We start from the raw sequence: 26,567 nt of genomic DNA on the forward strand, positions 1-26,567 counted from the left end.
CACAACCCGCCTGCCGACGCCCCCCGGTGTTCGGCATGAGTTGCGCCTGCAGAGCTTGGCGGAACTCTGCAGGAGGCCAGGTGCAGAAGGTATCGGGCGCGATCGAACCGGGCCAAGACCCCGTGAGGGTGACTTGGCCGTCGCCATGGCACCCGATCCGGCGCCTCGGCGACCCGGTGGGTCAGGGGACGTTCACGGCCGCGCTGGTCCTGGCGATGGTGGCGTAACCCGATCGGCGGCCGATGACCTGCACGGTGATGTCCCGACCGGCGTCGGCACTGGTCAGGTGCAGGGACGAGGCGGTGGCGCCCGGGATCGGGACTCCGTCCCTCAGCCACGCGTAGCGGAACGTCACGGACGACGTCCACGACCCACGCACAGCCTTCAGGTCCGAGCCGACCGCTGGGGTTCCGGCGATCGATGGGGTCCCGGCCTTCATCACCCTGAGGCTTGCAGCCCCGCTTCTGGCGATGGTCGCGTATCCCGGCTGCCCACCGACGACCCGCACGCTGATGCGCTGTCCGGCGTCGCCGGGGGTCAGCCCGTAGGTCGGGCCGGTGGCGCCGGGGATGTTCTCGCCCGAGCGACTCCACTGGTAGGAGAGGCTGGTCCCGGCCGTCCAGACACCAGGGGTGGCCGAGAGCAGGGACCCCGTGGCCAGCGTGCCGGCGACCGTGGGGGAACCGGCCAGCATCACCCGTAGCGTTTGAGCGGAGGTCCGGGTAGCCGTCGCGTACCCGGCGCGGCGGCCCGTCACGGTCACCGTGAGCGTCCGGTCCGCGTCGTCGGGTACGAGCGTGTAGGACGACCGTGTCGCTCCGGCGATCTCGACCCCGTCCCGCAACCACTGGTAGGAGAAGGACACGTGCGACGTCCAGGTCCCTCGACCCGCGGACAGGGTCGTGCCGACCGCCAATACCCCGGCAATCCGTGGCGTCCCGGCGCGCATGACCCTGCGTGACTTCGCGGAGGTCTTCACCGCCGTCGTGTAGCCCGGCAGCGTTCCGGTGACGCGCACGCTGATCTTGCGGCCGGCGTCGGCGGAGCTGAGCGTGTAGTCGGTGCCCGTCGCCCTCTTGATCGGCGAGCCGTCCCGCAGCCAGCGAAAGCTGAGCGATGCGCCGGAGGTCCAGCTGCCGGCCTGGGCACTCAGGGTCTGGCCGACGGCGAGTGAACCGGCGATGGTCGGGGTCGGGGCAACGAGCAGGCCGCTCGCGACGGCGCCCGTTCGTGCCGATTCGACAGTGACTGCGTCGGTGTTCGGCGCGCCGGCCGTCACGGTCACGGAGATCCGCTTGCCGAGATCGGCCGCGCCCAGGGTGTAGCCCTCGCCGGTTGCCAGCGGGATCGCGACGCCGCTGCGTCGCCACTGGTACGTCAGCTCCGTGGGGGTGGGCTCGCTCCAGGTGCCGGGGGCTGCCGTGAGCGTCTCCCCGACCCTGGGAGTGCCGGTGATCCTGGGAGTGGGCGGAGAAGGCCAGGGGGCGAGCTTCACCACCGGGGTCGGCGCGGAGTCGGCGGTGAGGTCGACGCAGTCCACACGCCGGCCGGTCACCTGGACGCTGATCCGCTTGCCGACGTCGTCTGCCGTGAGCTGATAGGTCGCCCGGGTCTGGTCCGGGATCGGCGTCCCGTCCCGCAGCCAGGTCCAGGTGACGGTGCTCGGGGTCGGCGTCCACTCGCCGGCGACCGCGGTGAGCGTCTCGCCCTTCACCGGGGTTCCGTGGATGACCGGGGCCGGCGCGGTGAAGGTGTCCAGCACATCCAGCCCCGTCATGACCGTGTCGTGCCAGCTGTGGCTGAGCGGCTCGCCACCGCCGCAGCCGGCGTAGCTCACGGTCGAGTCGAGGCGCACCCGCACCTCGTGGGTTCCCAGGAGCGACTTGAACGCGTTCATCTCGAAGACCCGGGTGATGTCCGGACGGCTGGCGCCGTCGTCCGCCTGGCTGCCCTCGTAGACGGTGGAGGTGAAGGCTCCCCCGCGGGGGTCGTACACGTCCATCGACGCCCTCCACGAGAGGCTGGCTGCTTCACAGGCCGCGTCGTCCAACGCCTTCGCGTCGGCGAACACTCGCGGGAGGACCCGGATCCCGATCCTGATCGTGCTCGGGCCCTCACCGTGGAAGACCACCGGCGCGGCGGCCACCGAACCCAGATCGCCGGTACTACGGGGCTCGAGACGGAGGCTCCGGTCCAACGTCTCGTCGAGCCCGATCGTGAAACGGAGGGCTCCGGGGGCGTAGCCGGTGTGTGAGAACACCACCCGGTACTCACCGGGGTGCAGGCCGGAGATACGGAACTTCCCGCCACCCGGGCGTCCCACGGCCGGTGTGACTTCCGTCTCTTCCGCGCCCTGAACGCGCAGGACCTTGATCCAGTACGGCTCGAGCGTCCTTCCCGCGAGCCCGGTGAGGGAGCCCTGGACGACGCCCAGCGAGCCCATCACGGCGTCCGCGACGGCCCAGTCGTCCGTCCCCAGGGTGATGGTCCTTGCCAGGGACCGATCCGGCTCGTCGTCCCACCACTCGGATGCGTACTCGTAGGTCTGGACCGCCTGGAACAAGAGCCGGTACGAACCGGCGGGGACGTTGGCGAAGGAGTAGCGGCCGTCTTGATCCGGGTAGCGAACAGTGGGTTGACCAGGACCGTCAGCGCCCACGGCGGAGAGCTCCACCCGTACCGCTGCGGCGGTCAGGGGAACCCCGCCGCGGTTGGTGACCCGTCCGGTGATCGTGCCGGGCATGGGCTCGTCGGAGGTGACCAGCGCCGTCGGCGGGGCCGAGGCGGTCGTCGTGGCGACCCCATCCCCATACGCCGTCACCTTCACCGTCAGCTTGTAGCCCAGGTCGGCAGCCGTGACCACGTACGAGGGCCCCGTCGCGCCGGCGACCACCGCACCGTTGCGCAACCACTGGAGCTCCAGTCGCGAAGGCTCGGGAACCCAGACGCCCGGGTCAGCGGTCACCGTCGCGCCAACCTTCGCAACACCGGAGACCGACGGCCACTCGGCGATGTCGAACCCCATGTCTCCCGCCGCCCGGGCGGCGGGAGCGCCGACGACGGAAACCAGAAGCCCGAACACCACGGACAAGACCCACGTCGACCACGCCGGCCGGACGATGCGCATCAAGGGAGAGCCTTCGTTCGATATGGGCCCACCCGCGTGAACCCCCGAGCATTCTTCCAGCGATCCAGGAGTGGGAGCGACGATCCGCGATTCTCACCGAAACGTCGACGCGGGAACAGGGATTGCGCGTCGCTGCCCGACGACGGCGCGAACCGCCGCAATACCCACGTCAGCCGTGAATTCCGGATCGATGTGCACACTTCGTGCCCCCCTGCGGGTGACAACGATGCGCGATGGGGACGAGCTGGATCAGCCCGAGCCGGACACGACGTTCCGGGAACCGGGACGTGCCTTGTCGACTCCGAATGCGATCCCGAGAAGGAACCACACATGGAGCGGATGACGGGAATCGAACCCGCACTGTCAGCTTGGGAAGCTGATGTTCTGCCATTGAACTACATCCGCAGGGCACCCTCTGACGAGCGTGCGTGGAGCAGTCTAGCCGCAGCCCGACACGGCTCGCGAACTCGCTGCGGGGAGCGCGACGCGACGGCGACTCGGACGAAACCGCGCCAGTCCGCGCCGCGCGTCTGACAGACTGCTGCTGGACAGGTACGTGGCGGAAGACCGTGCGTTGGGGCATTGAGGAGCGGAGGCGGGTGACCAGACAGGATCGGGCCATCACCATCGTTGAGCTGATGACGCAGGCCATGGCCGCCATCGACGGCGGCGAGCGCGCCGAGCAGCTGGTGTGCACCACGTTGGCCAAGGCCGGGAACGCCGAGACCGCTGTGCTCATCGGGCTCGACGTGGGACGCCGCCTGCACGTGCACGCCGGCTTCCCCGACCAGCGGAGGGCGGGCGTCCTGGCCGAGGCCGCCGCCCACGGCGGCCGGCACTCGGAGGGCAACGTCCACCTGGCGCAGCATCCCGTCCTCGGCGAGATCGTCACCATCGGGCCGGACCTCGAGCAGCACCAGGTGCACGACCTGGGCAGGGTGCTCGCGCTGTCGCGGCGCGGTGGCTTCAGCCCGGAGGCGCACGCCCTTTTCGCCGAGTCGGCCACCGCACTGACGCTGCTCATGCCGCACGTCGCGGAGTCGTGCCGCCGGGAGCAGCGCGCCCGGTCCGCGGCCGACGCCGCCGCAGCGCTCAACCTCACCGCGCGCGAGGTCGAGGTGCTCCAGTTGCTGTCCGAGGGCCTCCTGGCCCGGACGATCGCCGCCCGGCTCGGGCTGTCGCCGCGCACGGTGCACAAGCACCTGAGCAACGTCTACAGCAAGCTCGGGGTGCACGACCGGCTGGTCGCGGTCAGCATCGCCCGCGCCCAGGGCCTGATCGCAGCCTGAGCCGACGGGACCCGTCCCCCGCCGTCAGCGCGTGCGGACCTTCTTCGCCGTCTTCTTCAGAAGCCACAGCGGAAGCAGCCAGCTGCCCAGTGCCGTGACCAGCCACACGACCAGCGTGCCCAGGACCCAGGCCGTCGGCCCCTGGATGGTGATGCCACCCTCGAAGGAGCTGGCGATCGCGAGGGCGAGGCCGGTCGACAGGAGCCCGACCCCACCGACCAGCGGCGGCGAGAACTTCGCGGCGAGCTTGGTGGTCAGGGGGGTGAGCAGGCTCTGGGTGATGGTGAACACGGCAACGGCCACGATGAAGCCCCCGATCCCGACGCCGATGCCGGGAACCAGCAGGCCGGCGAGCAAGAGGCCGACGACCGAGGAGCCGAAGAAGATCGCGGCGAGGATGAGGATCTTCCGCATCCCCGAAGGCTAGCGCCTCCCCGCACCGCCGGCGGCGTCCGCGTCCACCCGGCGTCGACCCGCTAAGGGTTGGCACCCACTGCACCCCCATCGGCCCCCGTCCGGGGTGTCTCGGGGCACCCGCCGGGCTTAGGTTCTTCCCATGTCCAATCCCCTTGAGCCCAGCGATGTCGGCCCGGCCGCCGGTGGCGACCTCACCGCGTCGGACGCCGACCGCGGCCACGTGATCTCCCTGTTGAACGCCGCCCAGGCCGAGGGCCGGCTCACTCCCGTCGAGCGCGACCAGCGGATCGCCGCCGCCCGCCTGGCCGAGACCTTCGACGACCTCGTGCCGCTCACCCGTGACCTGGTCAGCCCGACCGGCCCGGCCGCGCGCCCGGTCGTCACCTACGACGAGGCCAACGCCACCGACGCCGCCGACCAGATCGTCGCGATCTTCGCCGGCACCACCCGCAAGCACACGTGGCGGGTGCGCCGGAACACCTCGATCCTGGCCATGTTCGGCGGCGTCGAACTCGACCTGACCAAGGCCACCTTCGAGGCGCACGAGCTGACCTTCAACGTGTTCTGCCTCTTCGGCGGGGTGGAGGTCGTCGTCCCGCCCGGCACCGAGGTCGACAGCCAGGTGATGGCCGTGTTCGGCGGAGCGGACGTCCGCAAGCTCACCCCTCCGGACGGCTCCGCGCCGCGCCTGGTGGTGAAGGGCTTCTGCGGATTCGGCGGGGTCGAGGTGCGCAACCCGAAGGCTCGCGACCGGCGCCACTAGATTCGTCGGTATGAGCGACCTGTTCACCCCGACGGCCGAGTGGCGGCGGCTGCCCGACCGCTACGCCGTGGTCCGCCGCCTGGGCGCGCTGCTGTACAACGTCGCGGCCACGATCGTGGTCACGGTCGGCGTCGGCCTGTTCGTGGACTGGGCCTGGGCGGCGGCGGCCGCGGCCGCCGGCCTGGCCTGGACGACCTGGCGGGTGGTGCGCGCCGGACGCTGGGTGCGCTCCTTCGGCTACGCCGAGCGCGAGCAGGACCTGCTGATCACCCACGGGCTGTGGCACAAGCAGCTCACCGCGATCCCGTACGGCCGGATGCTCTCTGTGACCGTGGAGTCCGGGCCGATCGACCGGGCCTGGGGCTTCGCGCGGGTCGAACTGGTCACCGCGAGCGTCCAGTCGAGCGGGAGCATCCCGGGCCTGACCGCGTCAGAGGCTGCGGCACTGCGCGACCGGCTGATCACCGCCGGGGAGGCACAGGCGCTGCCCCTATGAGCGAGCCCGCCGCCACCCTGCCGCCGGGCGGTCCGCCGCCGGGGCAGAAGCTCACCGAGCGACCCCACCCGCTGACCCCGTTCATCCGCGGGTGGATCGTGCTCCTGGCCGTCGCGTTCAGCTTCGGGCGCGACTACCTGCCGATCGGGCAGGAACCGCGTCCACTGCCCCCGCTGGAGTGGATCGCCCTCGGGGTTGCCGCCATCGCCGCCATCAGCGGCGCCGTGGGCTTCGTGTCGTGGCGCTTCACCCGCTTCGTGATCGACGCGGACGAGCTGCGCATCGACACCGGCGCCCTGTTCCGCCGCTCGGCCCGGATCGCCTTCGACAAGGTGCAGTCGATCGACGTCGTCCAGCCCTTCGCCGCCCGCATGTTCGGGCTGGCCGAACTGCAGATCGACGTCGGCGCCTCCGAGCGGTCCACGCTGCGCTACCTCCCGCGCGGCCGCGCCTACGCGCTGCGCGACTACCTGCTGGCTCGGGCGCGCGGGGTGCAGGCCGAGGCGGTGGCCAACGCGCCCACGGACTCCCTGCTGGTCGACCTCGGCGCCGACGACGAGGTGCTGGTGCGCGTCTCCCCGCAGACGCTGGTGCTGGCCGCGGTCACCTCCCACGAGTTCTTCGGCATCGTCGCGCTCGGCGTGGTCTCCGCCGTCGCCGGGCTGGTGTTCCGCCAGCCGTGGGTGCTCTTCGCCCTGGCGATCCCGACCGTCAGCATGCTGTTCGGCTTCACGGTCCGCCGGGTGGCCGGGCAGTTCAACTACACGCTGTCGCGCCGCGCCCACGGGCTGAGGGTCTCACGCGGGCTCACCAGCCTCACCAGCCAGTCGCTGCCGCCGCGGCGCATCCAGGCCGTCCAGCTCAGCCAGTCGCCGGTGTGGCGCAGGCTCGGCCTCTACCGCATCGACATCGAGGTGATCGGCTGGGGGGCAGTCACCGACGACGAGAACAAGACCGGCGTCTCGACGATCCTCATGCCCGCTGGGACGATCGAGCAGGTGCGTGTTGCGCTCGGCGCGATCTGGCCGCGCGCGGACTTCGAGTCGGTCGAACTGCACCGGGCGCCGTCCCGGGCCCGCTGGCTGCACCCCCTCGCCCAGCCGTTCCTGCGCTGGGGCCACGACGAGCTCCTCGTGGTGTCACGCCACGGGTGGCTGGTGCGTCGCTGGCAGCTCGTGCCGCACGCCCGCGTCCAGTCGGTGCGGATCACCCAGGGGCCGGTCTCCCGGCGCCTGGGCCTGGCCGACCTCGAGTTCCACACCGCCGGCGCACAGATCGACGCCCACGCCGCGGGGCTGGACGCAGGCCAGGTGCTCCAGCGCCAGGCGGAACTGTTGCGGCTGGTGCACCACCTGCCCGTCCGTGACCTGTCCGAGCAGGACCCGCTGCCGGCCGGAGACGAGGACGCCGCAGCGAAGGGCGGGGAGACTCAGGCTGCGGGGCCGGAGACCCTGCGCGCCGACCAGGCGGAGGAGACCATCTCGTCCACCGAGTAGCTCATCCGCCAGCCGAGGTCGGCGGCGGCAGCCGTGCCGTCGGCGACGATCCGCGCGGGGTCGCCGGCGCGGCGCGGCGCGATCTGGGGGACGAAGTCGATGCCGGTGACCCGCGCCATGGCGTCCATGATCTGCCGGATGCTCAGGCCCAGGCCGCTGCCCAGGTTGTACGCCGTGCGCAGCTCGCGTCCTTCGGCCAGGGCGAGCGCCGCGGCGACGTGGGTGTCGGCGAGGTCGCCGACGTGGACGTAATCGCGCACGCACGTCCCGTCCTCGGTCGGGTAGTCGTCGCCGTTGATCCGCGGCGTCCGCCCGGCGAGGAGGGCCTCGATCACCAGCGGGAAGAGGTTGTGCGGGCTGGCGTCGTACACCTCGTCGGTCGCAGAGCCCACCACGTTGAAGTAGCGCAGGCTCACGCCGCGGAAGCCCTCGGTGGCGCGCGCCACGTCGTTGATCAGCCACTCACCGATGAGCTTCGACTCCCCGTACGGAGACTCGGGCGCGTTCGGGGACGCCTCGGTGACCAGTTCGGTGTCGGGCGTGCCGTAGACGGCGGCCGAGGAGGAGAAGACGATGTTCGAGACCCCCGCGTCCACCATGGCCGAGAGCACGCTGGCCGTCCCGGTGACGTTCTGCGCGTAGGTGTGCAGGGGCCGCTGCACCGAGACGCCCGCGTACTTGAACCCCGCCACGTGGATGACGCCCAGGCAGTCGTGGTCGCGCAGGACGTCGGTGACGGTCGCGGTGTCGAGGATGCTCGCCCGCACGAACGGCACGCCCTCGGGCACGAAGGACGCCATCCCGGAGGACAGGTCGTCCAGCACCACCGGTTGCAGGCCTTTCGCCTGCAGCGCCCGCACCACGTGCGCCCCGATGTAGCCCGCCCCGCCCGTCACCAGCCATGTCGTCACAGTCGTCGAGTCTAGGCGGACGGGGTCGGCGCGCCTGCCGGTTCCGCCGGCGAGGGCCGGCGCGGCTTCCCGCGGGTGTCGGCGGCCCGGCCACGACTTCGCGCTTCACGGTCACGGACGCGCCCGTGGCGCTCGACCTCTAGGGTGGTGCCATGCAGAACCAACCCGTGCTGGGCATCGACATCGGCGGATCCGGGATCAAGGGCGCGTTGGTCGACCTGGCCGCCGGAGACTTCGTGACCGACCGCGTGCGGATCGCCACCCCCGAGGAGTCAACCCCGGCCAACGTCGCGGCCATCGTCGCCGAGATCGTGTCCGGGTTCGCCGACCAGATGGGCGACGGGCCGATCGGCATCACCATCCCCGCCGTGGTCACCCACGGCATCAGCCGGTCCGCGGCCAACATTCACAAGTCGTGGATCGACGCGCCCGCGGAGCAGATTTTCAGCGACCACCTCGGACGCCAGGTCGTGCTGGTCAACGATGCGGACGCCGCCGGCGTCGCGGAGGTGAAGTTCGGCGCGGCCAAGGGCAACGAGGGCCTCGTCCTGGTGACCACGCTGGGCACCGGCATCGGCAGCGCCCTGATCTACCGCGGCGTGCTCATCCCGAACACCGAGCTGGGGCACCTCGAGATCGACGGGCACGACGCGGAGACCCAGGCCGCCGCGTCGGTGAAGACGGCGCTCGGGCTCTCCTACGAGGAGTACGTGCCGCGGCTCCAGCGCTACTACGAGACGCTCGAGGCGCTGTTCTGGCCCGACCTGCTCGTGGTGGGCGGCGGCGTCTCCAAGGCGTCCGACAAGTTCCTGCCGAAGCTGAACCTCAAGACCCCGATCGTCCCGGCCCACCTGCGCAACCGCGCCGGCATCATCGGTGCCGCCTGGCTGGCCGTGGACAAGGTCGAGAACCCCGACCGTCCGTCCTGACCCCGGGCAGCGGGCCCCCGCGGCGTCACATGCGCTCGGGGGCCTCGATACCGAGCAGGTCGAGGCCGATCGCCAGCACCTTGCGGGTGGCGGCGCACAGCGCCAGGCGGGACGCGCGCACGTCGCCCTCGCTCTTCAGCACCGGGCACTGCTCGTAGAACGAGCTGAGCGCTCCGGCGGTCTCGTAGAGGTAGCCGCACAACCGGTGCGGCTGCAGCGTGTCGCCGACGGCGGCGACGACCTCCCCGAAGCGGCTCAGCTGCAGGGCGAGCGCCTGCTCGGTGGGCTCGGCGAGCACCGTGACGGCGTCGAAGGCGAACCCCTCGGCCTCGGCCTTGCGCAGGATCTGGTTCACCCGGGCGTGCGCGTACTGGAGGTACGGGCCGGTGTCGCCCGTGGTGGCCACCATGCGCTCGGCATCGAAGGTGTAGTCCTTCTGGAGGCCGTTCGAGAGGTCGGCGTACTTGATGGCGGCCAGCGCGATGGACGGGGCCGCCTCCGCCTCCGCGGCGTCCAGCAGCGAGTTCAGCGTGACCGCCGTGCCCTCGCGGGTGGAGAACTTCTTGCCGTCCGCCCCGAGCACCTGGCCGAAGCCCACGTGCTCCGCGCTGACGGTGTCGGGAAGGTAGCCCGCCATCCGCGCGACCGCGAACACCTGCTCGAAGTGGAACGTCTGCGGGGCGCCGACGACGTAGACCAGCCGGTCGGCACGCAGGTCGCCGACCCGGTGCCGGATCGCGGCGAGGTCGGTGCAGGTGTAGCCGAAACCGCCCTGGGCGTTGCGGATGATCGCCGGCGCGGTGAACCCCTCGACGAACACGACCAGCGCGCCGTCGTCCACCACGGCGATCCCGCGGTCGGCGAGGTCCGCGGCGACCACCGGGAGGTCGGCGTTGTAGATCGACTCCCCGGCCAGGTCGGTGTTGGACAGCAGGACGTTCATCCGCGCGTAGGTGGCGTTGAAGCCGGCCAGGGAGATGTCGATCAGCTGCTGCCAGATGCGCCGGGTCTCCGCGTCGCCGGACTGGAGCAGGACAACCCGGTCGCGCGACCGCGCGGCGAACTCCTCCGACTCCTTCAGGTGGGTGTTGGCCCGCTGGTAGAGGGCCTCCGCCGCCGGAAGGTCGAGCGACGCCGCGTCCAGGCCCTCCTCGAGGATCTGCTCGACGAGCATGCCGAACTGGCGTCCCCAGTCGCCGATGTGGTTCTGCGGGATCACCCGGTGGCCCTGGGCGCGCAGCACGCGGGTGAAGCAGTCGCCGATGATGGTCGAGCGCAGGTGCCCGACGTGCATCTGCTTGGCGACGTTGGGCGAGGAGTAGTCGATCACGACCGTCCGCGGCTCGGCCGCGGCGGCGATGCCGGCACCGGGCTCGGCCAGCACCTCGCTGGCCACCCGCGCGAGCACGTCGGCGCGCAGCCGCAGGTTGATGAAGCCGGGACCGGCCACCTCCAGAGGCTCGCACAGGTCGGACAGGTCGAGCTGCTCCACGAGCCGGGTCGCGACCTCCCGCGGCGGGCGTCCCTCCGCGTTGGCCAGGCGCAGCGCCACGTTCGTCTGGAAGTGGCCGAACTGCGGACGGGTGGCCGGACGCAGCTCCGGGTCGACTCCGGCGACGGACCGGATGCGTTCACTCAGCAGGGACGGCAGCGACAGCATGGCCGCTATCCTCCCACGCCCGCGGCGCGCTCCCGTCCCGGCGTCAGTGGGTGTGCGCCCGAGGGGGACGGCGCGTGGCCACGTCCCAGACGAGCTTGAGGTTGGCCGCGAGCTCCCGGCGTACCCCGTGCGCCCAGGTGCGCGAGTGGGGACGGACGGAGTCGTCGCCCACCCCCCAGGCATCGAGGCCGAGGGCCCGGCAGATCGCGAGCGCCCGGGGCAGGTGGTAGGCCTGGCTCACCACGACCACGCGCCGCAGCCCGAAGACATCCCGTGCCCGCAGGCAGGAGTCGTAGGTGTCGAAGCCGGCCGGGTCGAGCACGAGGTGGGCGGCGGGCACGCCGGCGTCGAGCAGGTAGTCGCGCATGCCAGCGGTCTCGTCGTAGAACGGCGACAGCCCGTCGCCGGACAGCAGGACGCGGCCGACCAGGCCGCGGCGGTACAGGTCCGCCGCCACGTCCAGCCGTGCCCGCAGGAAGCGGGACGGGCGCCCGTCGGAGTAGACCTCCGCCCCCAGCACGAGCGCCACCGGCAGCGGCGGGAGCCGGTCGGGCGTGACGATCCGCCCGCGGGTGAGCAGGCGGACGGCCAGCCCGAGGGCGAGGACGCCACCGAGGCCGCCGGCCGCCACGGCGGCCAGCGCAGCCAGCGGGCCGCGCACGCCTGAGCGGCACAGGAGGTTCATCGTCACGGGGCCAGCGTAGGACGGCCCTCGCGGAGCCCTTCCACGACGCCGGAGAAGGTCACCCCGGCGGGTGCGCGGGGGGAGCTCCGACGGCCGGTGACACCCTCGGCAGGACTGGCTCGCCATGGTAGATTTCACGCGTCCGCAACGCGGGCTGGCGAGGCCACAACGGAGGGGTTGACGGCCGCCGGAAGTGCTGGGAGGTCGCGTGGGCACGCGGAGGGGTCGGTTCGTCCGGCTGCTCGCCATGCTCGCCGGCGTCGGCCTTCTGGTGGGCAGCGGCCCGACGGACGCAGCGATCGCCGAGCCCGTCCTTCCCGCGCCGCCTCCGGCCGTGAGCGTCAGCCAGCGCTCGACCATGGCGATCCTCACCTGGCCCGCCGCGGAGCACGCCGCCGGCTACGCCGTCGACTACGACACCTCCCCGAGCTTCCTCACGGCCGCGCGGGCGACGTCCGACGACACCGTCGCCGTGCTCACCGGGCTGATCCCGGACACCCCCTACTTCGTCCGCGTCGCGGCCTGGGATCCCTCGACCAACACGACCGGGGACTGGGGCTCCACGATCACCTTCACCACGGGCGACCGGGAGTATCCGCTCGCCGCCCCGCTGGTGAACCTCTCCGCGCAGACCAGCACCTCGATCAGTGCCGACTGGACGGAGCCCGAGCCCGATCTGAACTACCAGGTGATCATGGGCACCGACCCGGCGAACCTGTCCGGGCAGACGGACGTGGACGGCACCCACGTCACCTTCAAGAAGCTCGAACGTACGACGAAGTACTACGTGAGCGTGCGTGCGGTCGACACGGCCGCCAACCCCGTGTCGGCGTGGTCGGAGCCGACGTCCCTGACCACCCCCGAGTCGCTGCCGCTGCGCGTGGGCAGCTACAACATCCTGTGCGAGAACTGCTCGCGGGGGAAGGCGACGTGGGCGAAGCGGCGCGGCCCGCTGGTGGCCCAGATCCGCGCGGAGGACCTCGACGTCCTCGGCGTCCAGGAGGCCTCGATCGGCGGGATCCCCGGCGGCGGCACCCAGTACATGGACCTGATCCGACGACTCGGCAGCCCGTACAAGCTCACCGAGTACCGCAGGGGCGCGTCCCCCGACGTGCGGACGATCTACAACTCCGACCGCCTCAAGCTCATCAAGCAGGGCACCATCGCGCTCCCCCGCGGCGCGTCGAAGCGGTTCCTCGGCTGGGCCATCTTCGAGCAGAAGTCCACCGGCAAGCGGTTCTTCTTCTCCAACACCCACCTCGAGCCCAATGACGGGCGCAAGGGCTGGACGGCGCGCAAGCGCCAGGCGAACGCCATCGTTGCTGCGACCGCCCGGTTGCGGGACGGCCTGCCGGTGATCGCCGTCGGCGACTACGCCAGCACCAAGTGGGAGAAGTGGGGCAACGCGCCCTACGACATCATGCAGCGCGCGGGCTACCTCGATCCCCTGGGCAACGCCTACCGGTCCCACAACTCCGCGCCGGGCGCGTTCGTCGAGAAGCGGATCAACACCTCCTACGCGAGCCTGAACATGTACAAGCGCAAGGCCCGCAACTTCCCCGGCGACGTGAACGGCTCCAACACCGACTACATCTTCATGACCAAGATGCGGGTCAGCGAGTACGAGGTCGTCGTGCGGGTGGATTCGGCCGGGCGGTTCATCGGTGTCATCCCGTCCGACCACAACCTGATCCGGGCCACCGCCTACCTGCCATAGGCGCGCGCCGCCCGCACAACGCTGCGACAAGGCAACACGCTCCCCTTGAGCGTGCCTTGAGAGTTCCACTCCTGTAACTCCCGGGTTCGGCGGGCACGCTGCTAGCGTCCGTCACGCCCGCAGCATCCGTCCCAGGAGTCCCCCCATGTCACGTGTGCGTCCGACCTTCGTCCGGAACGCCGTGGCGACGGTGCTCGCCGTCCTGCTCGCCCTGACCGGCGCCCTCGCCAACCCGGCCCCCGCGCAGGCGGCCTGGTCACGCCCCACCGGGCTGACCGCCACCAGCACCGCGACCACGTCGGCACGGCTGGCGTGGAAGGCCGTGAGCAAGGCGCCGGCCTACCGCGTGAAGTACGACGACAACTCCTCGATGCGCTCCCCCGCCTACCTCAAGGCGACCAGCGCGGGGATCGAGGTCACCGGCCTCACGCCGGGCCGGACCTACTGGTTCAAGGTGCGCGTGATCAGCGCGAAGTCCGCGAGCCTCAGCTCCTACAGCTCCACCATCAAGGTCACCACCCGCAAGACCGGCGACTTCGGGCTGCTCAGCCCCTCCGGGCTGGCCGCCACCGCCGTCGGCGACTCGACCCTCACCCTGGCCTGGGCGCCCCGGGGGGACACCGACAACTACCGGGTGCGCTGGGCGACCAGCTCGAAGCTCACCGACGAGTCGTTCGTCCGGGTCACCGGCCCCGGCGCGGAGCTCACCGACCTCAGCCCCGGCGTCACCTACTACGTGAGTGTCCGGGTGATCACCCCCGAGGGCACCAATCTCAGCCAGTACTCCCCGATGCTCGCGGTGAAGACGACCGGGAAGGCCAGCTTCAGCCCGCCGTCCGGCCTGTCCGCGTCGGCGACCAGCACCACCACGGCGAGCGTGAGCTGGACGGCGACGCCGGGAGCGACGCGGTACCGGGTGAAGTACGCGGCCACCCCGTGGACGGACGCCGAGTACGTCTCGGCCACCTCGAACAGCGCCGTGCTCAGCGGCCTCGCGCCCCAGACCACGTACTCGGTGAAGGTGCGGGTCCTGGACACCAACGGCGACTTCGCGTCCGACTACTCCCCGACCGTGACCATCACCACCCCGTCGGTGGCCAAGCCGCTGCGGGTGGCCAGCTACAACGTGCGCTGCGCGACCTGCTCGTCCAGCCGCATCGACGAGCTGCCCTGGTCCGAGCGCAGGGGCGCGGTCGTGGCGACCGTCAACGGGGCCGACCCCGACGTCATCGGGTTCCAGGAGGCCCAGCAGTCCTGGCTCACCGAGGACGGGACGTTGCTCAACCTCGCCCAGTTCGAGGACCTGCTCAAGCGCCTCGGCGAGCCGTGGGCGATCACCAACGGCTACCGCAACAACTGCGTGAAGAGCACGACGCCGACCAACTGCGAGTACAAGGACCGCGGAGCGACGAACGGCACCCGGATCATGTACCGCACCGACCGGCTCACGATGCTCGCCCACGGCTCTGTCTCGCTGCCGGTGAGCCCGCTCCACGACTACCCGCGCTGGCTGGCCTGGGCCACCTTCACCCAGAAGAGTTCGGGACGCAGCTTCTTCTTCGGCAACATCCACTTCGAGCCGAACAACGACACCAGCGGCTCCACCACCTACTACACGGTGCGCAAGCAGGAGGCGGAGACCGTGGTGGCGGCGATCGCCCGGCTCAACACCGGCAAGCTGCCCGTGGTGCTGGTCGGCGACGCCAACTCCAGCAAGTGGGACGTGCCGAGCAACGTGCCCTACGACACCTTCGTGGCGTCCGGGCTGGTCGACCCCCTGGGGAACACCTACCGGTCGTCCACCGCGGTGGGCGCGACCGTGGAGAAGCGGATCAACACCAACTACTACAGCTACAACAACTTCGAGCGGTACGCGCGGCGCTCCGGCAGCGTCAACGGCAGCTACACCGACTACATCTTCACCACGCCGATGCGGGTCTCGGAGTGGGAGACGGTCGTCGACGTCGACGCGAGCAACAACTTCGTCGGCGTGATCCCGTCCGACCACAACCTGATCCGGGCCACGGTCTGGCTGCCCTGAGCCCGCACGGCCTCCCTGCGGCCGCTACCGCCGGGGCAGGGCGAACAGCCGGTCGATGACGCGCTCGGCGGAGTGCCCGTCGTCGTGCGCGTTGAACATCTGCTGCCAGGCGGCGTACTTCGCGGCATAGCCCGGCGCCTCGGCGTCGAGCGCCCGGACGGCGGCGACCACCGCGTCCTGGGTGAACAGCACCGGGCCGGGGGCCAGCTCCTCCAGGTCGAAGTACACCCCGCGGGTCTTGTCGCGGTACTTCTCGAGGTCCGGCACGAAGAAGATCATCGGCCGGCCGGTCACCGAGTAGTCGAACATCACCGACGAGTAGTCGGTGATCATGGCATCCGCCGCCAGGAACAGGTCGGTCACGTGCGGGTAGCTGGTGACGTCGATCACGCCGGGCACCCGGACGTTCGACCCGCTGCGCAGCGTCCGCGAGTGCCCCCGCAGCAGCAGGACGTAGTCGCCGCCCAGCAACCGCGCCATCTCGGGCAGGTCGAGGAAGTCGACCATCGTCTCCTCGTGGTCGTCCCGCCACGTCGGCGCGTAGAGCACGGCCTTCTGGTCGGGACGGATGCCGAGCAGCTCCCGGATCGCCTCGCCCGACGAGGTCGACATGGCGTCGTTGCGCGGGTAGCCCTCCTCCCAGATCGGCTTGTCCCACGCGTAGGCGGAGCGGAAGATCTCGGTGCTGTGCGCGTTCTGGCTCAGCAGGATGTCCCACTTCGCGCGCTCGAGGGCCAGGAAGTGCTGCTCGTCCTTGCTGAAGTTCGGACGGTCGAGGCCGATCCGCTTGAACATCGACCCGTGCCAGGTCTGGAGCACCACCTGGAACGGCTGGTGCCGGAACTTCTGCCGGATCCACTCGTTGATGATCACGTAGCGGCAGGTGCTGCGGGCGTCCCACCACTCGAGGGTGCCCTTGAGCACCGGCACCGCGCCCTCGGGGACGGCGACCGACAGGTCGAGCACCCCCCAGTACCGCGTCATCTCCGGGAACCGCCGGGCGACCTCGCGGTCGAGGGCGTAGGTGTTGCAGGTGGCGGCGCGGCCGTTGAAGCTCTCGAAGTAGATGGCCTCCTGCGGCTCGAACGTGCGCGCGTGGTACTCGGCCTTCAGCCGGGCCTGCTGGTAGTCGCCGACCAGCTTGTCCTCCAGCGGAGCGCTCAGCAGGCAGGTGACGCGGCGTCCGGTGGTGACGCCGATGCGCACCTTGAGCCACGTCCCGGTCGTGCGGATCGGCGTGCGCTGGATCAGGCCGGACGCGGCCCCGACGCGGAACCAGGCGCCGCCGGCGGTACGCCCGCGCAGCACGTAGGAACCCGTCTGCGGCGGCAGCTCGGGCTGGCCCCAGGTGCTGATCAGCAGCGGCGCGAACGCCTCGAAGCGGTCACCGTCCAGCGTGAGGGCGACCTCGAGGTCCTGCCGGGGGCCGGTGAGCACCAGGCTCGCGCCGTCCAGGTCGCCGAGCACCCGCCCGCGGTAGCGCAGTCCGAACGGCTCGTCGGTGAGCTCGACGTCCTCGACCAGCAGCATCGCCGTGGTGTCGCGCACGCACAGCGCGCCGCCCTCACCGGTGTAGGCGTAGCGGACCTCCCCGGCCGCCGGCGCGGCGTCGTGCTCGTCGAGCCCGCTGGCCACCACCGCCCTGTTGCCGGCGGTGTCGGTCACCTCGATGCGGTGGTCGGCAACGGCGAGGGACGCTCCGAGGTCCTCGGGGTTGTTCGCCTCCTCGCGCTCCTCCTCCGGGTACTCGCTGATCGCGGGGAGCCCGGGCGCGGGCAGCTCGCCCGCCAGCCGGTAGGTGCCGTCGGCCTCCGCCGCCACCGCGAGGGCCACCCGTCCCCCCTCGGACACCAGGGCGGCGTGCGCGACCGGGAACTGCGGCGCCCGCACGAGCACCTCGACCCGGTCGCCGGCGAAGCTGGTCGACAGGCCCAGCGCCTCGGGCACCCGCAGCTGGAAGCCCAGCCCGGTCTTCGCGTCCCACACCGGCAGCACCTGACGATCGCCGGCGGTCCGGGCGACCAGGTAGCCGGCGGTGCCGGTCTTCGCCCGGGTGCGGAAGGTGCCGGTGACCACGCGGTCGCCGCTGTCGACGCGCACCGAGACCGTCCACGCGTCACCGGCCCGGCCGGCCAGCAGCGGCGCGAGGTCGAGGGTGGCGACGAAGGCGAACTCGCCGTAGTCCACGGGCATCAGCCGGGCACCGATGTTGGCCGCGCTGTCGTAGCGCAGGGTGGCGGGCACCTCGGTCCTGCGCCCCGTGCGGTGGTTGCGGAGGACGAGCGTGATCGTGGGCGCGACGTCGTTGCTGCCCGTCCCGCGCTCGAAGGCCCAGCCGGACAGCTCGAAGCGGGTCTCGTCCACCCACCGTCCGGACTGGAGGCGCGCCACCCAGCCGACCTGCTGGTCGGTGAAGCGGTTGACCACGCTGCGGTAGGCGCGCCGGCCCAGCAGGTAGCCCGAGTAGAGGAAGGAGAACCGGGACCGTTTCGCCTTGCGAACCAGCGTCTCGACCCGGTTGAACTTCTGCGCCATGCGTTCCTCGTCGATTCAGCGGTGTCCTGCCCGGTCCCTTGTGACCGGGCTGCTCACTCGAAGATAGCCGCGCCGGCCCTCGCCTGCTCGATGATGTCCGCCATGGCGATCGATTCGGCGGCCCTCAGCTTGAACGACTCGGGAGTGCGGTTGCGGATCATGAAGGCGAACTCGGCCAGTTCGTAGCGCAGGCCGTCGCCGTCGAACTTGTAGTAGTACTTCTTGTTCTTCGACTGGTCCTCGAAACGGGTCTCGAAGTACTCGGTGAGCCACCACGGCGCAGGGACGTAGACGTAGCCGGCCGAGCCGGCGACGATCAGCTCGCCCTCGGCCTTGACGCCGATCCCCGTCCGGGCGGACGCGGTCCCGTGCGGGTAGTCCACGTCGATGCGGCTGAAGACCTCCACCGGAGCGCCGGCCGGCTTCAGCGACCGCGTGGTGACCTTGGTGAAGTCGGTGCCCAGCAGCTTGACCACGGCCAGCAACGGGTAGGTGGCCAGCTCGGAGATGCTGCCCCCGTCCGGACCCTCCAGCTCGCGGCCGGACTTAACGATCTTGGTGAAGGTGGCGTCGACCGAGCGCACCTGGCCGATCGAGCCGCTGCGGGCGACCGCGACCATGCGCTGGAAGCCGGGGGCGAAGGCGGTCTTCACTGCCTCCAGCAGCACGACCTCGTGCCGGGTCGCCAGCTCGAACAGCTCGGTGGTCTGCGCCTTGGTCAGCGTCATCGGCTTCTCGCACAACACGTGGACGCCGGCCTCGATCGCCTGCCGTGCGTAGGCGTAGTGGGTGTCGTGCGGGGTGGCGACGTACACCGCGTCCACGTGCTTGAGCAGGTCCTCGACGTTCTCGTTGGCCCACTCCAGCTCGAGACGCTCGGCGAACGCCTTCGCCGACTCGAAGCGGCGGCTGTACACGGCCTCCACCGAGACCCCGGACACGTAGCGCGCCTCGGCGACGAAGCGGGCGGCGATGCGCCCGGAACCGATGACGCCCAGCCGGATCACGCCCGCGCTCTCGTTGCGGAGCTGGGTGCTGGACACGCCCTTGGTGCGGTCGAGGTAGATGACCTTGCAGTAGTCGTTGAGGTAGTCGAACTTGCCCAGCCAGTCCGAGCCGATGGCGAAGATGTCGACGCCGTGCTTCTGGATGTCCTGGACCTTCTGGCCCTCGTACTCCTCGATGATGATCTCGTCGGCCAGGCCGCTGTCCTGCACGTTGCGGATGCGGTCCATCAGGCTCTGCCGCACGTTCAGCTTGCCGCGGGAGTCGTCGTAGTTCTCGGTCGTGACGCCGACGATCAGGTAGTCGCCCAGCGCCTTCGCACGTTCCAGCAGGCGCCGGTGCCCTTCGTGGAACAGGTCGAAGGTTCCGTACGTGATCACCCGCATGCGCGTCCTCCCGCTGGTCGTCGTCGCCCGGCCCCGCCCCGGCCTGTGGAGTCGGAGCCCCCGTGGCGCGGGGGCCGCCATGCTTAGATTGTCGCAGATCCGCACCCGAGGAGTTGCGACGTGAAGCTGCCCGGCCCCCTGCGCCGTCTCGCCCGCAAGGCCCGCACCGTTGTGCAGGGACCGCCCGCGAAGAAGGTCGCGCCGAAGCCCGCCGTCCGTCCACTGGAGCCGGTGCCGGAGCTCACGCCGTTCCCGAAGGCGCTCTACCTCTACGCGGTCAACGCCCTCCCCCGCGCCTACGCCGGACGCAGCGCGTCGATCATCGCCAAGGCCCGCATCTTCGCCGAGCAGGCGGGCGTGGAGTCACGGTTGGTGACGTTCCTGCACTCGACGGAACTCGCGGACATCGAGCACGACCTGCGGGAGCGCGGGGTGATCGGGGACACCCTGCGGCTGGAGTGCCTGCACGACTACTACCCCGACGACACCACCTGGGACGGCCCGGACGTCGAGCACCCCCTGGAGGAGCCGGGCCTGCACTGGGTGAAGGACCCGGACTGGGAGATCTACCGGTTCTTCGACGCCGAGGGCGTCTACCGCTTCTACAAGCGCTACGACTACGCCGGACGGATGATCGTCCGGGACTTCTTCAGCCCGAACCGGGCCCGGACGCTGCGGGAGGAGTTCCGCCCCAACGGCACGCTGCGCCGGCGGGTGTACATGGACCTCCACCACAACCTGCCACGGCAGGAGATCCACTACCGGGCCGACCAGACGCCGTCCTTCACGGTGTGGTGGGTGATCGACCCGGAGACCCAGCAGCGCAGCGTGGAGCGGGTGACGGTGTTCGACCGCGAGGCCCGTCCGGTGGAGGTGCACGACAGCCTCGACCCGATCAACCACCTGTGCCTGGACCGCCTGATCGGCGACGACCACGCCTTCATCATGTGCGAGGACCGCTACCTGGACCGCTACCTGCTCAGTTACTCCCGGGCGAACGCCAAGCCCATCTACGTGTTCCACAACGCGCACATCAAGGAGCCGTACAACGACATCACCGCCATCCGCCCCGGCTTCCGTCCGGTGCTGGAGGCTCGCGACCGCGTGGACGCCGTGGTCTTCCTCACCGCCACCCAGCGGGCGGAGGCCGAGGCGAGGTACGGGCGCGCCGACTCCTTCAAGGTGCTGCCCCACTCGGTGCGCCCCCCGAAGGAGGAGCCCGGGATCGAACGCGACCCGAACCTGGTCGTGATGATGGCCCGGCTCGACCGCCAGAAGCAGGTCGACCACGCGATCGAGGCGTTCGCCATGGTGGTGGCGAAGCTGCCGAAGGCCCGGCTGGAGATCTACGGCAAGGGCCCCGACCTGCCCGCGCTGAAGAACCTGGTCTCCGATCTCGGCCTGGGCCGGCAGGTGAAGCTGATGGGGTTCACGAAGCAGCCGAACCTGGCCTACCAGCGGGCGTCCCTGTGCATCATGAGCAGCCGCTACGAGGGGGCACCACTGACGCTCCAGGAGTCGATGAGCTACGGCTGCCCGGTGATCAGCTACGACCTGCGCTACGGCCCGGCGGACATCATCGACGACGGCGTGAACGGCCTCCTCGTGCCCTACGGAAACCGCAAGGCGCTCGCCGAACGGATCGTCGCGACGCTCCAGGACCCGGCGCTGCTCCAGCGGCTGTCGGCGGCAGCCCGCGTGCGTGCCGCGGACTTCAGCGAGGAGGCCTTCGCCGCGCGGTGGGGGGCCCTGTTCACCGAGCTCGACGCGAAGGGCTGGGAGTAGTCCCACGCAGGGTGGCCCTTCCACCCTGCCGCGCCCCCGCACTAGGGTGGGCGCCCGGGCGTGGCTCCACAGGCGGGTGCCCGCACGTCTCGGGGAGGGTCGCGTGGTCGAGGAACTGATCGTCCGGACACGGGCCGAACCCGGGCGGAACGCCGTGGACGTCCTTCCTGGCGGGCACCTCTTCATCGAGACCGACGCCCCGATTGACACCTCGCTCACGCCGTGGGTGCCGTTGCTCACCCCGATCGCGATGCGCCGCGGCGCCCGCCTCCGGTTCGACGGCCCGGTCGCCACCGATGCCTTGCCCGCGAGCCGCGCCGCCCAGGCGATCCTCGCCGAATGGCACGCCAACCTCACGGAGGTCGACGTCGAGGCGACCTGGGTGGACCCGGCGCCCCGCGGCACGGGGGTGGGGCTGTTCTTCTCCGGGGGCGTCGACTCGTTCTACAGCGCGCTCGACCACAGCAGCGAAGTCACGCACCTGATCTTCGTCACCGGCTTCGACATCGGCCTCAGGAAGGACTGGCTGGATGAGCGCGCGCGTGCGGCAGTGGGCGAGATCGCCGAGGAACTCGGGGTGGAACTCCTCACCGCGCGCACGAACCTTCGACGACTCTCGAACCGCTGGTGCAGCTGGGGCAAGCAGTACCACGGGGCCGCGCTGGCGGGAATCGCCCACCTCTTCTCTCCGGTGATCGGGACGGCGATCATCCCGTCCAGCCACGCCCACCCGTGGGGCTCCGATCCTGAACTCGATCCCCTGTGGTCCAGCACGGTGCGCATCGTCCACGATCGACCGGCCAGTCGGCTGGCCAAGACGGCCCGTGTCGCGGACTCCGATCTCGCCATGCGCCACCTCCGGGTCTGCTACTGCACCCATCCCGGCGAGTACAACTGCGGGCGCTGCGAGAAGTGCCTGCGGACGATGATCGCCCTCTACTCCGTCGGCGCACTCGAGCGATCGCACACCTTCCCCCACACAGTCAGCCCCCGAGCCATCGCGCGGCTGGAGATCAAGGCCGGGGGAATCGTCTTCGCGCGTGAGAATCTCGCGAAGCTGCGGGCAATGCCCGTCCGCAACCGCCCGGTCGAATGGGCGCTCGCGCTCGCCCTCGCCCTTGCTCCCCTTCGCGGAGGGTTGCGGACGTGGAGGAGATCGCTGCGCCGCTCACTCCAGGCGATACGCCGATGGACCGGCCGCGTGCGACGCGGGCTCGGACGCCGCCTGCGCCCCGGGCAGTCGGCCGCCCCGGTATAGGCGGAGTTCCCCGTACCGCCGGCTCCTGGCGAGCGGAGCCGGGGAGAGCCGTCTCAGGACCGGCGTCGCCGGGCGAGCCAGACGCCGGCGCCGGCCGCACCGAGCAGCAGCACGCCGCCCGCGACGAACCATCCCACGGCCACGGACCCGTCACCGCTGCCGGTGGGCTCCGGCGTGGTGCTGAACGACGGCCCCCCAGGAGTACCGCTCCCCCCGGTGGACGGGGTCGGCATCTCGCTGGCCGACGTCGTGGGGGTTGCCGTCGGCGTGGAAGTGGCATTCGGATCGGGGTTGGCCAGCACGGGTGGCTGCTCCTCCTCGCCGATCCAGACCTCCTTCTGTGACTGGCTCCACGTGCCCTTTCCGTAGGCGAACTGGAAGGAGCCACCCCGGACGCGCCCATCGGCGCCGCTCGTGCGGTACATCACGGTATAGGTGCCCTTGGGCAGGTCGAACGCGAGCTGGGTGGTCACGTTTGTTCCCTCGACGATGAGAGCACCAGAAGTGACGTTCCGACCGTCGGCGTCCAGCACCAGGATCTTCGCCAGTTTGGCGTTCGCCTTGGTGCGAAACGCGAGCGTGACCCAGCCCGGCTCGGCCTTCAGTTCCTGTCGCGCGGCAGGCTCGCTCGCCACGAGGTAGTCATCGACGGCGGCGGCCGGAGTGGGCACGGCGAGGGCCATCATCAGGGCAGCGCCGACACCGGCGACGATCCGCGTCCACAGCATTCCCCAGCCACGACCTTCCCTACGAAATCCGCTGCCAACCCTACCCCTGCACCCCAGGAAGGCCATTCCTCTCAGGTTCGTGGGTTATGATCCCTGAGGAAATCCTTAAGAAAAACGCTGTCTCCCAGGACCCGCCCGCCCGTCGCGGCGCAGAGAAGGACCCTGCGTGAGCCGCGTCGACAGCAGGGGGACGGATGCCGAATACGGCCCGGAAGACGAGTTGGCTCCAGCGCGCAATCGCGGCGGTGGGGACACTGGCGCTGGTGACGGGACTCTCCATCTCCCCGGCATCCGCGATCAGCTTCACGATCGACGGCACCACCGAGGAGGCGCAGGCCGTTCCCCAAGACCTGAGTGCATGTCCGACGCTCACGTCCACCCCGCGGGCATTCGAGGCGTGGTTCAACACCGACGACATGGAGTACCGCGGCTACCTGGACGCGAACAACCAGTCCCCCTGGAGCTACGCCAACAAGATGGCCCAGGTCATCTGCGGCGCGAAGCAGGGCTCCTCGATCATGATCGGGATGTACTTCATCCGGGCCATCGGCACCACGGCCCGTCCCGAGTCCGACGCAGAGATCATCTGGCGGGCCATGGACTACGTGCGCAGCAAGCGGGGCGTGAGCATCGGCTTCGTCATGGACGGCGGGAGCATCACCCCCTCCTCGGCAAAGTCCAACATCTACAAGCGCCTCGTCGATTCCGGTATCGCCAAGGTCTACTGGTGCTACAACGGCTGTTTCAACACCAACTCAAAGAGTGTGTTCCCCTACGCCATCAACCACGAGAAGTTCCTGACGATCTCCGACACCATCTGGCAGAACGACGGCAAGACGCACCCCGTGGTCTTTTCCTCGTCCGGCCAGTTCGCCCGCAGCCAGGTGCGCACCTACTGGCAGGAGGCGTCGCTGATCTACGGTGACCAGAAGCTGTACGACTACTTCGTCTCCCGCTACAAGAACATGAGGGTCTGCACGGGGTCCTACTCCGGCGGTTCGGACTGCAAGGCCGGCAGTGCCTGGTCCGGTTCGGGCGACGTGGTGCCCACCCTGCGCAAGGCTCGCGGCATCTGGGTGGACAGCCTGTACCGCCACGGGACTGATTCCGGGCGCGGCACCTTCGTCTCGTTCAGCCCGCAGCCCCAGGGCGTGGACGACTACTACACCGCGCAGTTCAACGATGTGGACTGCGCGGTCGACAGCAAGATCCGGGTCGCGATGTACCGACTCACGATCACGCGCGCGACGATCTTCGTGAAGGCGCTCGCCAGCCTGAAGAACCGCGGGTGTGACGTGAAGATCCTGCTGTCGCAGAAGGGTGGGGCCCAGACGGTCTCCAAGGACGTGGTCAAGGTGCTGAAGAAGTACAACGCGACCACCATGGTCCGCTGCACGCGCATCCCGATCCACACGAAGATGATCCTGATCACTCCGTCGACCAGCAGCGCCGGACGTGCGCTGTTCGGCACGGCGAACATGACCACCTCCGGCCTTCGCTACAGCGAGGAGCACGTGATCACCGTGGACAGCAGGCGGGCCGACGCGGCAACGTCGGCCGACATCGAGCGGGTCATCGCGGTGTACCAGGCCGGCTGGAACGAACTCAACCAGGGGAACCGGGCATGCCACTGACGACCAGCAACACCATGAAGTCCCGCCCGCGCGGCCTGCGGCACCTCTCCGGGCTCCTGGCCGCCATCGCCCTCCTCGCCGGACTGCTCGTTCCGGTCTCCGCGGCACGCGCCGAGCTCACCTACGGCAAGCCGACCAGCGTGAGCGCGGTGAAGATCTCCGGCTCCAACGGCATCAAGGTCACCTGGAAGGCCCCGAGCGGAACTCCCGCACCCGCGGCCTACAAGGTGTCGTGGGGCACGAGCTCGAAGGCCACCAGCGCGTCGTTCAACACCTACGTGACCGGCACCTCCGCCACGCTCTCCTCGGCGAGCATGCTCACGAAGACGGCCTACTACGTGTGGGTCACGCCGTGGAGCGAGGCGAAGAGCAGCGGGACGGCCACGGGCGCCATCAGCTCCGCCGACAAGGTCACCACCTCCGGGTACGCCTACAAGGCACCGCTCGAGATCCATGCGGTGAACCCGACGAAGACCTCCATGGAGATCACCTGGCGAACCGTCACCGGCTCGCCAGGCTACGTGCTGCGCGCGTACAACTACACGACCGGCAAGTACTCCTACCAGATCGGGTATGACGGCAGCGCCATCTTCACCGGGCTCACGCCGAACACGAAGTACAAATTCACGGTGGCGAACCGCCTCCTGATCAGCGGCTACGACACCGTCCCCGGCGTGCGGGTCAGCGGGTGGTCCTCGGCAAGCTCGACGAAGTCGACCAACCCCACGACCGTGACCCTCCCCGACGCGACGACGTCCCCCATGCGCGACGTTCCCACCGACCTGGCGATGACCGATCGCGACTCGAGCAGTGTCTCCCTGTCCTGGACGCCTCCGGCCGGCTACGACCCCGCGACCGACAAGTTCCGGGTCTACTGGGCCGAGGACCAGGAGATGACCGACAACGACGGGTACACCAAGACCAGCCTGACCGGCACGAGTGGCAAGGTCACTGGCCTGGAGTCCAACACCAACTACTACGTGCGCATCCGGATGGTGCGCGAGACCATCGTGAACGGCGTGACGGTGGTCACCGCGATCTCCGACCGCACCCAGGCGATCATGGTGAAGACCCGCTCACCGAAGGGATTCCTCACCGGAGCCATCACGGGTCTGGGGTCCAGCGACCTGAACGACTACGTCGCGACCGCGTACGGGCGCTCAAGCACCGGCGTTCCCAACGATGTGAAGGGCACGGCGAACGTGTCCGGCTCCGGGACGTTCAAGCTGGAGCTGCGACCAGGGACGTACCTGATCCAGCTGGCCTACGTGGGGACGGGCAACTTCACCACCGTCTGGCTCACCAACGATGGGTCGACGGCCTATTCGAGCGCCGATGCCGACGCCGAGACGGTGACGCTGGACGCCACGACGGCCGCGGGCACCGTTCCTGTCGGGACAGGCGCGACCATCACCGGGACCGTGACGAGTTCCGCGACCGGCAATCCGATCCGCGACGTGAACGTCTCCGCCCGCCTCAGCTCCAACAAGGAGGTCGTCGGCCAGGCGTCGACCAACTCCACGGGCACCTACACGCTGAAGGGGCTCCCGCCGTCCACCTCCGTGATCGTGCGGTTCAACAGCTCGACCGGCGTCCACAGGACGAAGGACCTGAGTGCTCTGACCACTCCGGCCGCGAATGGCTCCAGGGACCTCGACACGACCATGGTGCCGGCCTGACCGATGGGCGTGGGTAGGATCGCCGG

19 protein-coding genes and 1 tRNA gene are annotated in these 26,567 nt (G+C 70.2%); 11 read left to right on the forward strand and 9 right to left on the reverse strand.

What is annotated here, in order from left to right:
* Positions 1 to 181 precede the first annotated feature (181 nt).
* Positions 182 to 3,127: a hypothetical protein gene (locus tag ACFQQJ_RS01975; RefSeq protein ID WP_377103533.1), complete on the reverse strand. Its 2,946-nt coding sequence runs from the start codon at positions 3,125 to 3,127 to the stop codon at positions 182 to 184.
* A gap of 331 nt (positions 3,128 to 3,458) precedes the next feature.
* Positions 3,459 to 3,532, reverse strand: a tRNA-Gly gene (locus tag ACFQQJ_RS01980).
* A gap of 194 nt (positions 3,533 to 3,726) precedes the next feature.
* Here ACFQQJ_RS01980 and ACFQQJ_RS01985 point away from each other — a divergent pair.
* Positions 3,727 to 4,416, forward strand: a complete 690-nt coding sequence (locus ACFQQJ_RS01985) for a response regulator transcription factor (RefSeq protein WP_377103535.1) — start codon at positions 3,727 to 3,729, stop codon at positions 4,414 to 4,416.
* A gap of 24 nt (positions 4,417 to 4,440) precedes the next feature.
* Here ACFQQJ_RS01985 and ACFQQJ_RS01990 read toward each other — a convergent pair whose 3' ends face one another.
* Positions 4,441 to 4,830 carry a hypothetical protein gene (locus ACFQQJ_RS01990; protein WP_377103537.1) on the reverse strand — a complete coding sequence of 130 codons (390 nt, stop codon included), beginning with the start codon at positions 4,828 to 4,830 and terminating at the stop codon, positions 4,441 to 4,443.
* A gap of 142 nt (positions 4,831 to 4,972) precedes the next feature.
* Here ACFQQJ_RS01990 and ACFQQJ_RS01995 point away from each other — a divergent pair, with 142 nt between their 5' ends.
* From ACFQQJ_RS01995 to ACFQQJ_RS02005, 3 genes are read left to right on the forward strand one after another with little or no spacing between them, the layout of a single operon-like run.
* On the forward strand, positions 4,973 to 5,596 hold the full coding sequence (locus ACFQQJ_RS01995) for a DUF1707 domain-containing protein (protein WP_377103539.1): 624 nt from the start codon (positions 4,973 to 4,975) through the stop codon (positions 5,594 to 5,596).
* A gap of 10 nt (positions 5,597 to 5,606) precedes the next feature.
* Entirely contained in the window at positions 5,607 to 6,092 is a 486-nt protein-coding gene (locus tag ACFQQJ_RS02000) for a PH domain-containing protein (RefSeq protein ID WP_377103541.1), read from the forward strand.
* The gene (locus ACFQQJ_RS02005) at positions 6,089 to 7,588 is read left to right on the forward strand and encodes a PH domain-containing protein (RefSeq protein WP_377103543.1); all 1,500 of its coding nucleotides are present in this window, start codon (positions 6,089 to 6,091) and stop codon (positions 7,586 to 7,588) included. Before ACFQQJ_RS02000 ends, ACFQQJ_RS02005 begins: the two co-directional genes overlap by 4 nt.
* Here ACFQQJ_RS02005 and galE read toward each other — a convergent pair.
* A complete protein-coding gene (gene galE, locus ACFQQJ_RS02010) occupies positions 7,522 to 8,499 on the reverse strand; it encodes a UDP-glucose 4-epimerase GalE (RefSeq protein ID WP_377103545.1) in 978 nt (325 codons plus the stop codon). The genes ACFQQJ_RS02005 and galE overlap by 67 nt on opposite strands.
* A 152-nt stretch (positions 8,500 to 8,651) precedes the next feature.
* Here galE and ppgK point away from each other — a divergent pair, with 152 nt between their 5' ends.
* Complete coding sequence (gene ppgK, locus ACFQQJ_RS02015; RefSeq protein ID WP_377103547.1) at positions 8,652 to 9,428, forward strand: polyphosphate--glucose phosphotransferase; 777 nt, start codon at positions 8,652 to 8,654, stop codon at positions 9,426 to 9,428.
* A 25-nt stretch (positions 9,429 to 9,453) separates the two neighbouring features.
* Here the strand turns inward: ppgK and argS are convergent, their stop codons facing one another.
* Together argS and ACFQQJ_RS02025 are read right to left on the reverse strand one after the other, a co-directional pair.
* Positions 9,454 to 11,088 (reverse strand): arginine--tRNA ligase, encoded by a 1,635-nt coding sequence (gene argS, locus ACFQQJ_RS02020; protein ID WP_377103549.1) that lies wholly within the window; start codon positions 11,086 to 11,088, stop codon positions 9,454 to 9,456.
* 43 nt (positions 11,089 to 11,131) lie between these two features.
* Positions 11,132 to 11,773, reverse strand: a complete 642-nt coding sequence (locus ACFQQJ_RS02025) for a vancomycin high temperature exclusion protein (protein ID WP_377103952.1) — start codon at positions 11,771 to 11,773, stop codon at positions 11,132 to 11,134.
* 208 nt (positions 11,774 to 11,981) lie between these two features.
* Between ACFQQJ_RS02025 and ACFQQJ_RS02030 the strand changes: the two genes are divergently transcribed.
* Both ACFQQJ_RS02030 and ACFQQJ_RS02035 read left to right on the forward strand, forming a co-directional pair.
* Positions 11,982 to 13,490: a fibronectin type III domain-containing protein gene (locus tag ACFQQJ_RS02030; protein ID WP_377103551.1), complete on the forward strand. Its 1,509-nt coding sequence runs from the start codon at positions 11,982 to 11,984 to the stop codon at positions 13,488 to 13,490.
* 145 nt (positions 13,491 to 13,635) lie between these two features.
* A complete protein-coding gene (locus ACFQQJ_RS02035; RefSeq protein WP_377103553.1) occupies positions 13,636 to 15,531 on the forward strand; it encodes a fibronectin type III domain-containing protein in 1,896 nt (631 codons plus the stop codon).
* A 24-nt stretch (positions 15,532 to 15,555) separates the two neighbouring features.
* Here the strand turns inward: ACFQQJ_RS02035 and ACFQQJ_RS02040 are convergent, their stop codons facing one another.
* Positions 15,556 to 18,066 carry a CDP-glycerol glycerophosphotransferase family protein gene (locus ACFQQJ_RS02040; RefSeq protein ID WP_377103555.1) on the reverse strand — a complete coding sequence of 837 codons (2,511 nt, stop codon included), beginning with the start codon at positions 18,064 to 18,066 and terminating at the stop codon, positions 15,556 to 15,558.
* A 53-nt stretch (positions 18,067 to 18,119) separates the two neighbouring features.
* Positions 18,120 to 19,457, reverse strand: coding sequence for a Gfo/Idh/MocA family oxidoreductase (locus tag ACFQQJ_RS02045; protein ID WP_377103557.1), 1,338 nt, complete (start codon positions 19,455 to 19,457; stop codon positions 18,120 to 18,122).
* A 120-nt stretch (positions 19,458 to 19,577) separates the two neighbouring features.
* Between ACFQQJ_RS02045 and ACFQQJ_RS02050 the strand changes: the two genes are divergently transcribed.
* Entirely contained in the window at positions 19,578 to 21,242 is a 1,665-nt protein-coding gene (locus ACFQQJ_RS02050) for a glycosyltransferase (RefSeq protein ID WP_377103559.1), read from the forward strand.
* Positions 21,243 to 21,345: 103 nt separating this feature from the next.
* Positions 21,346 to 22,500 (forward strand): hypothetical protein, encoded by a 1,155-nt coding sequence (locus ACFQQJ_RS02055; RefSeq protein ID WP_377103561.1) that lies wholly within the window; start codon positions 21,346 to 21,348, stop codon positions 22,498 to 22,500.
* 53 nt (positions 22,501 to 22,553) lie between these two features.
* Here the strand turns inward: ACFQQJ_RS02055 and ACFQQJ_RS02060 are convergent, their stop codons facing one another.
* The gene (locus tag ACFQQJ_RS02060) at positions 22,554 to 23,228 is read right to left on the reverse strand and encodes a copper resistance protein CopC (protein WP_377103563.1); all 675 of its coding nucleotides are present in this window, start codon (positions 23,226 to 23,228) and stop codon (positions 22,554 to 22,556) included.
* A gap of 263 nt (positions 23,229 to 23,491) precedes the next feature.
* Between ACFQQJ_RS02060 and ACFQQJ_RS02065 the strand changes: the two genes are divergently transcribed.
* Together ACFQQJ_RS02065 and ACFQQJ_RS02070 are read left to right on the forward strand one after the other, a co-directional pair.
* Complete coding sequence (locus ACFQQJ_RS02065) at positions 23,492 to 24,862, forward strand: phospholipase D-like domain-containing protein (RefSeq protein WP_377103565.1); 1,371 nt, start codon at positions 23,492 to 23,494, stop codon at positions 24,860 to 24,862.
* Positions 24,853 to 26,541 carry a fibronectin type III domain-containing protein gene (locus ACFQQJ_RS02070; protein ID WP_377103567.1) on the forward strand — a complete coding sequence of 563 codons (1,689 nt, stop codon included), beginning with the start codon at positions 24,853 to 24,855 and terminating at the stop codon, positions 26,539 to 26,541. The genes ACFQQJ_RS02065 and ACFQQJ_RS02070 overlap by 10 nt, the downstream gene beginning before the upstream one ends.
* Positions 26,542 to 26,567 lie beyond the last annotated feature (26 nt).

Source organism: Propionicimonas sp. T2.31MG-18 (genome assembly GCF_964266745.1).
GTDB lineage: Bacteria > Actinomycetota > Actinomycetes > Propionibacteriales > Propionibacteriaceae > Propionicimonas.

Excerpts from the sequence above, each read along its gene's own strand:
- ACFQQJ_RS01975 (WP_377103533.1), bottom strand. The coding sequence starts at position 3,127 with ATGCGCATCGTCCGGCCGGCGTGGTCGACGTGGGTCTTGTCCGTGGTG.
- ACFQQJ_RS01990 (WP_377103537.1), bottom strand. The coding sequence starts at position 4,830 with ATGCGGAAGATCCTCATCCTCGCCGCGATCTTCTTCGGCTCCTCGGTC.
- ACFQQJ_RS01995 (WP_377103539.1), top strand. The coding sequence starts at position 4,973 with ATGTCCAATCCCCTTGAGCCCAGCGATGTCGGCCCGGCCGCCGGTGGC.
- ACFQQJ_RS02000 (WP_377103541.1), top strand. The coding sequence starts at position 5,607 with ATGAGCGACCTGTTCACCCCGACGGCCGAGTGGCGGCGGCTGCCCGAC.
- ACFQQJ_RS02005 (WP_377103543.1), top strand. The coding sequence starts at position 6,089 with ATGAGCGAGCCCGCCGCCACCCTGCCGCCGGGCGGTCCGCCGCCGGGG.
- ppgK (WP_377103547.1), top strand. The coding sequence starts at position 8,652 with ATGCAGAACCAACCCGTGCTGGGCATCGACATCGGCGGATCCGGGATC.
- argS (WP_377103549.1), bottom strand. The coding sequence starts at position 11,088 with ATGCTGTCGCTGCCGTCCCTGCTGAGTGAACGCATCCGGTCCGTCGCC.
- ACFQQJ_RS02025 (WP_377103952.1), bottom strand. The coding sequence starts at position 11,773 with ATGAACCTCCTGTGCCGCTCAGGCGTGCGCGGCCCGCTGGCTGCGCTG.
- ACFQQJ_RS02035 (WP_377103553.1), top strand. The coding sequence starts at position 13,636 with ATGTCACGTGTGCGTCCGACCTTCGTCCGGAACGCCGTGGCGACGGTG.
- ACFQQJ_RS02040 (WP_377103555.1), bottom strand. The coding sequence starts at position 18,066 with ATGGCGCAGAAGTTCAACCGGGTCGAGACGCTGGTTCGCAAGGCGAAA.
- ACFQQJ_RS02045 (WP_377103557.1), bottom strand. The coding sequence starts at position 19,457 with ATGCGGGTGATCACGTACGGAACCTTCGACCTGTTCCACGAAGGGCAC.
- ACFQQJ_RS02060 (WP_377103563.1), bottom strand. The coding sequence starts at position 23,228 with ATGCTGTGGACGCGGATCGTCGCCGGTGTCGGCGCTGCCCTGATGATG.
- ACFQQJ_RS02070 (WP_377103567.1), top strand. The coding sequence starts at position 24,853 with ATGCCACTGACGACCAGCAACACCATGAAGTCCCGCCCGCGCGGCCTG.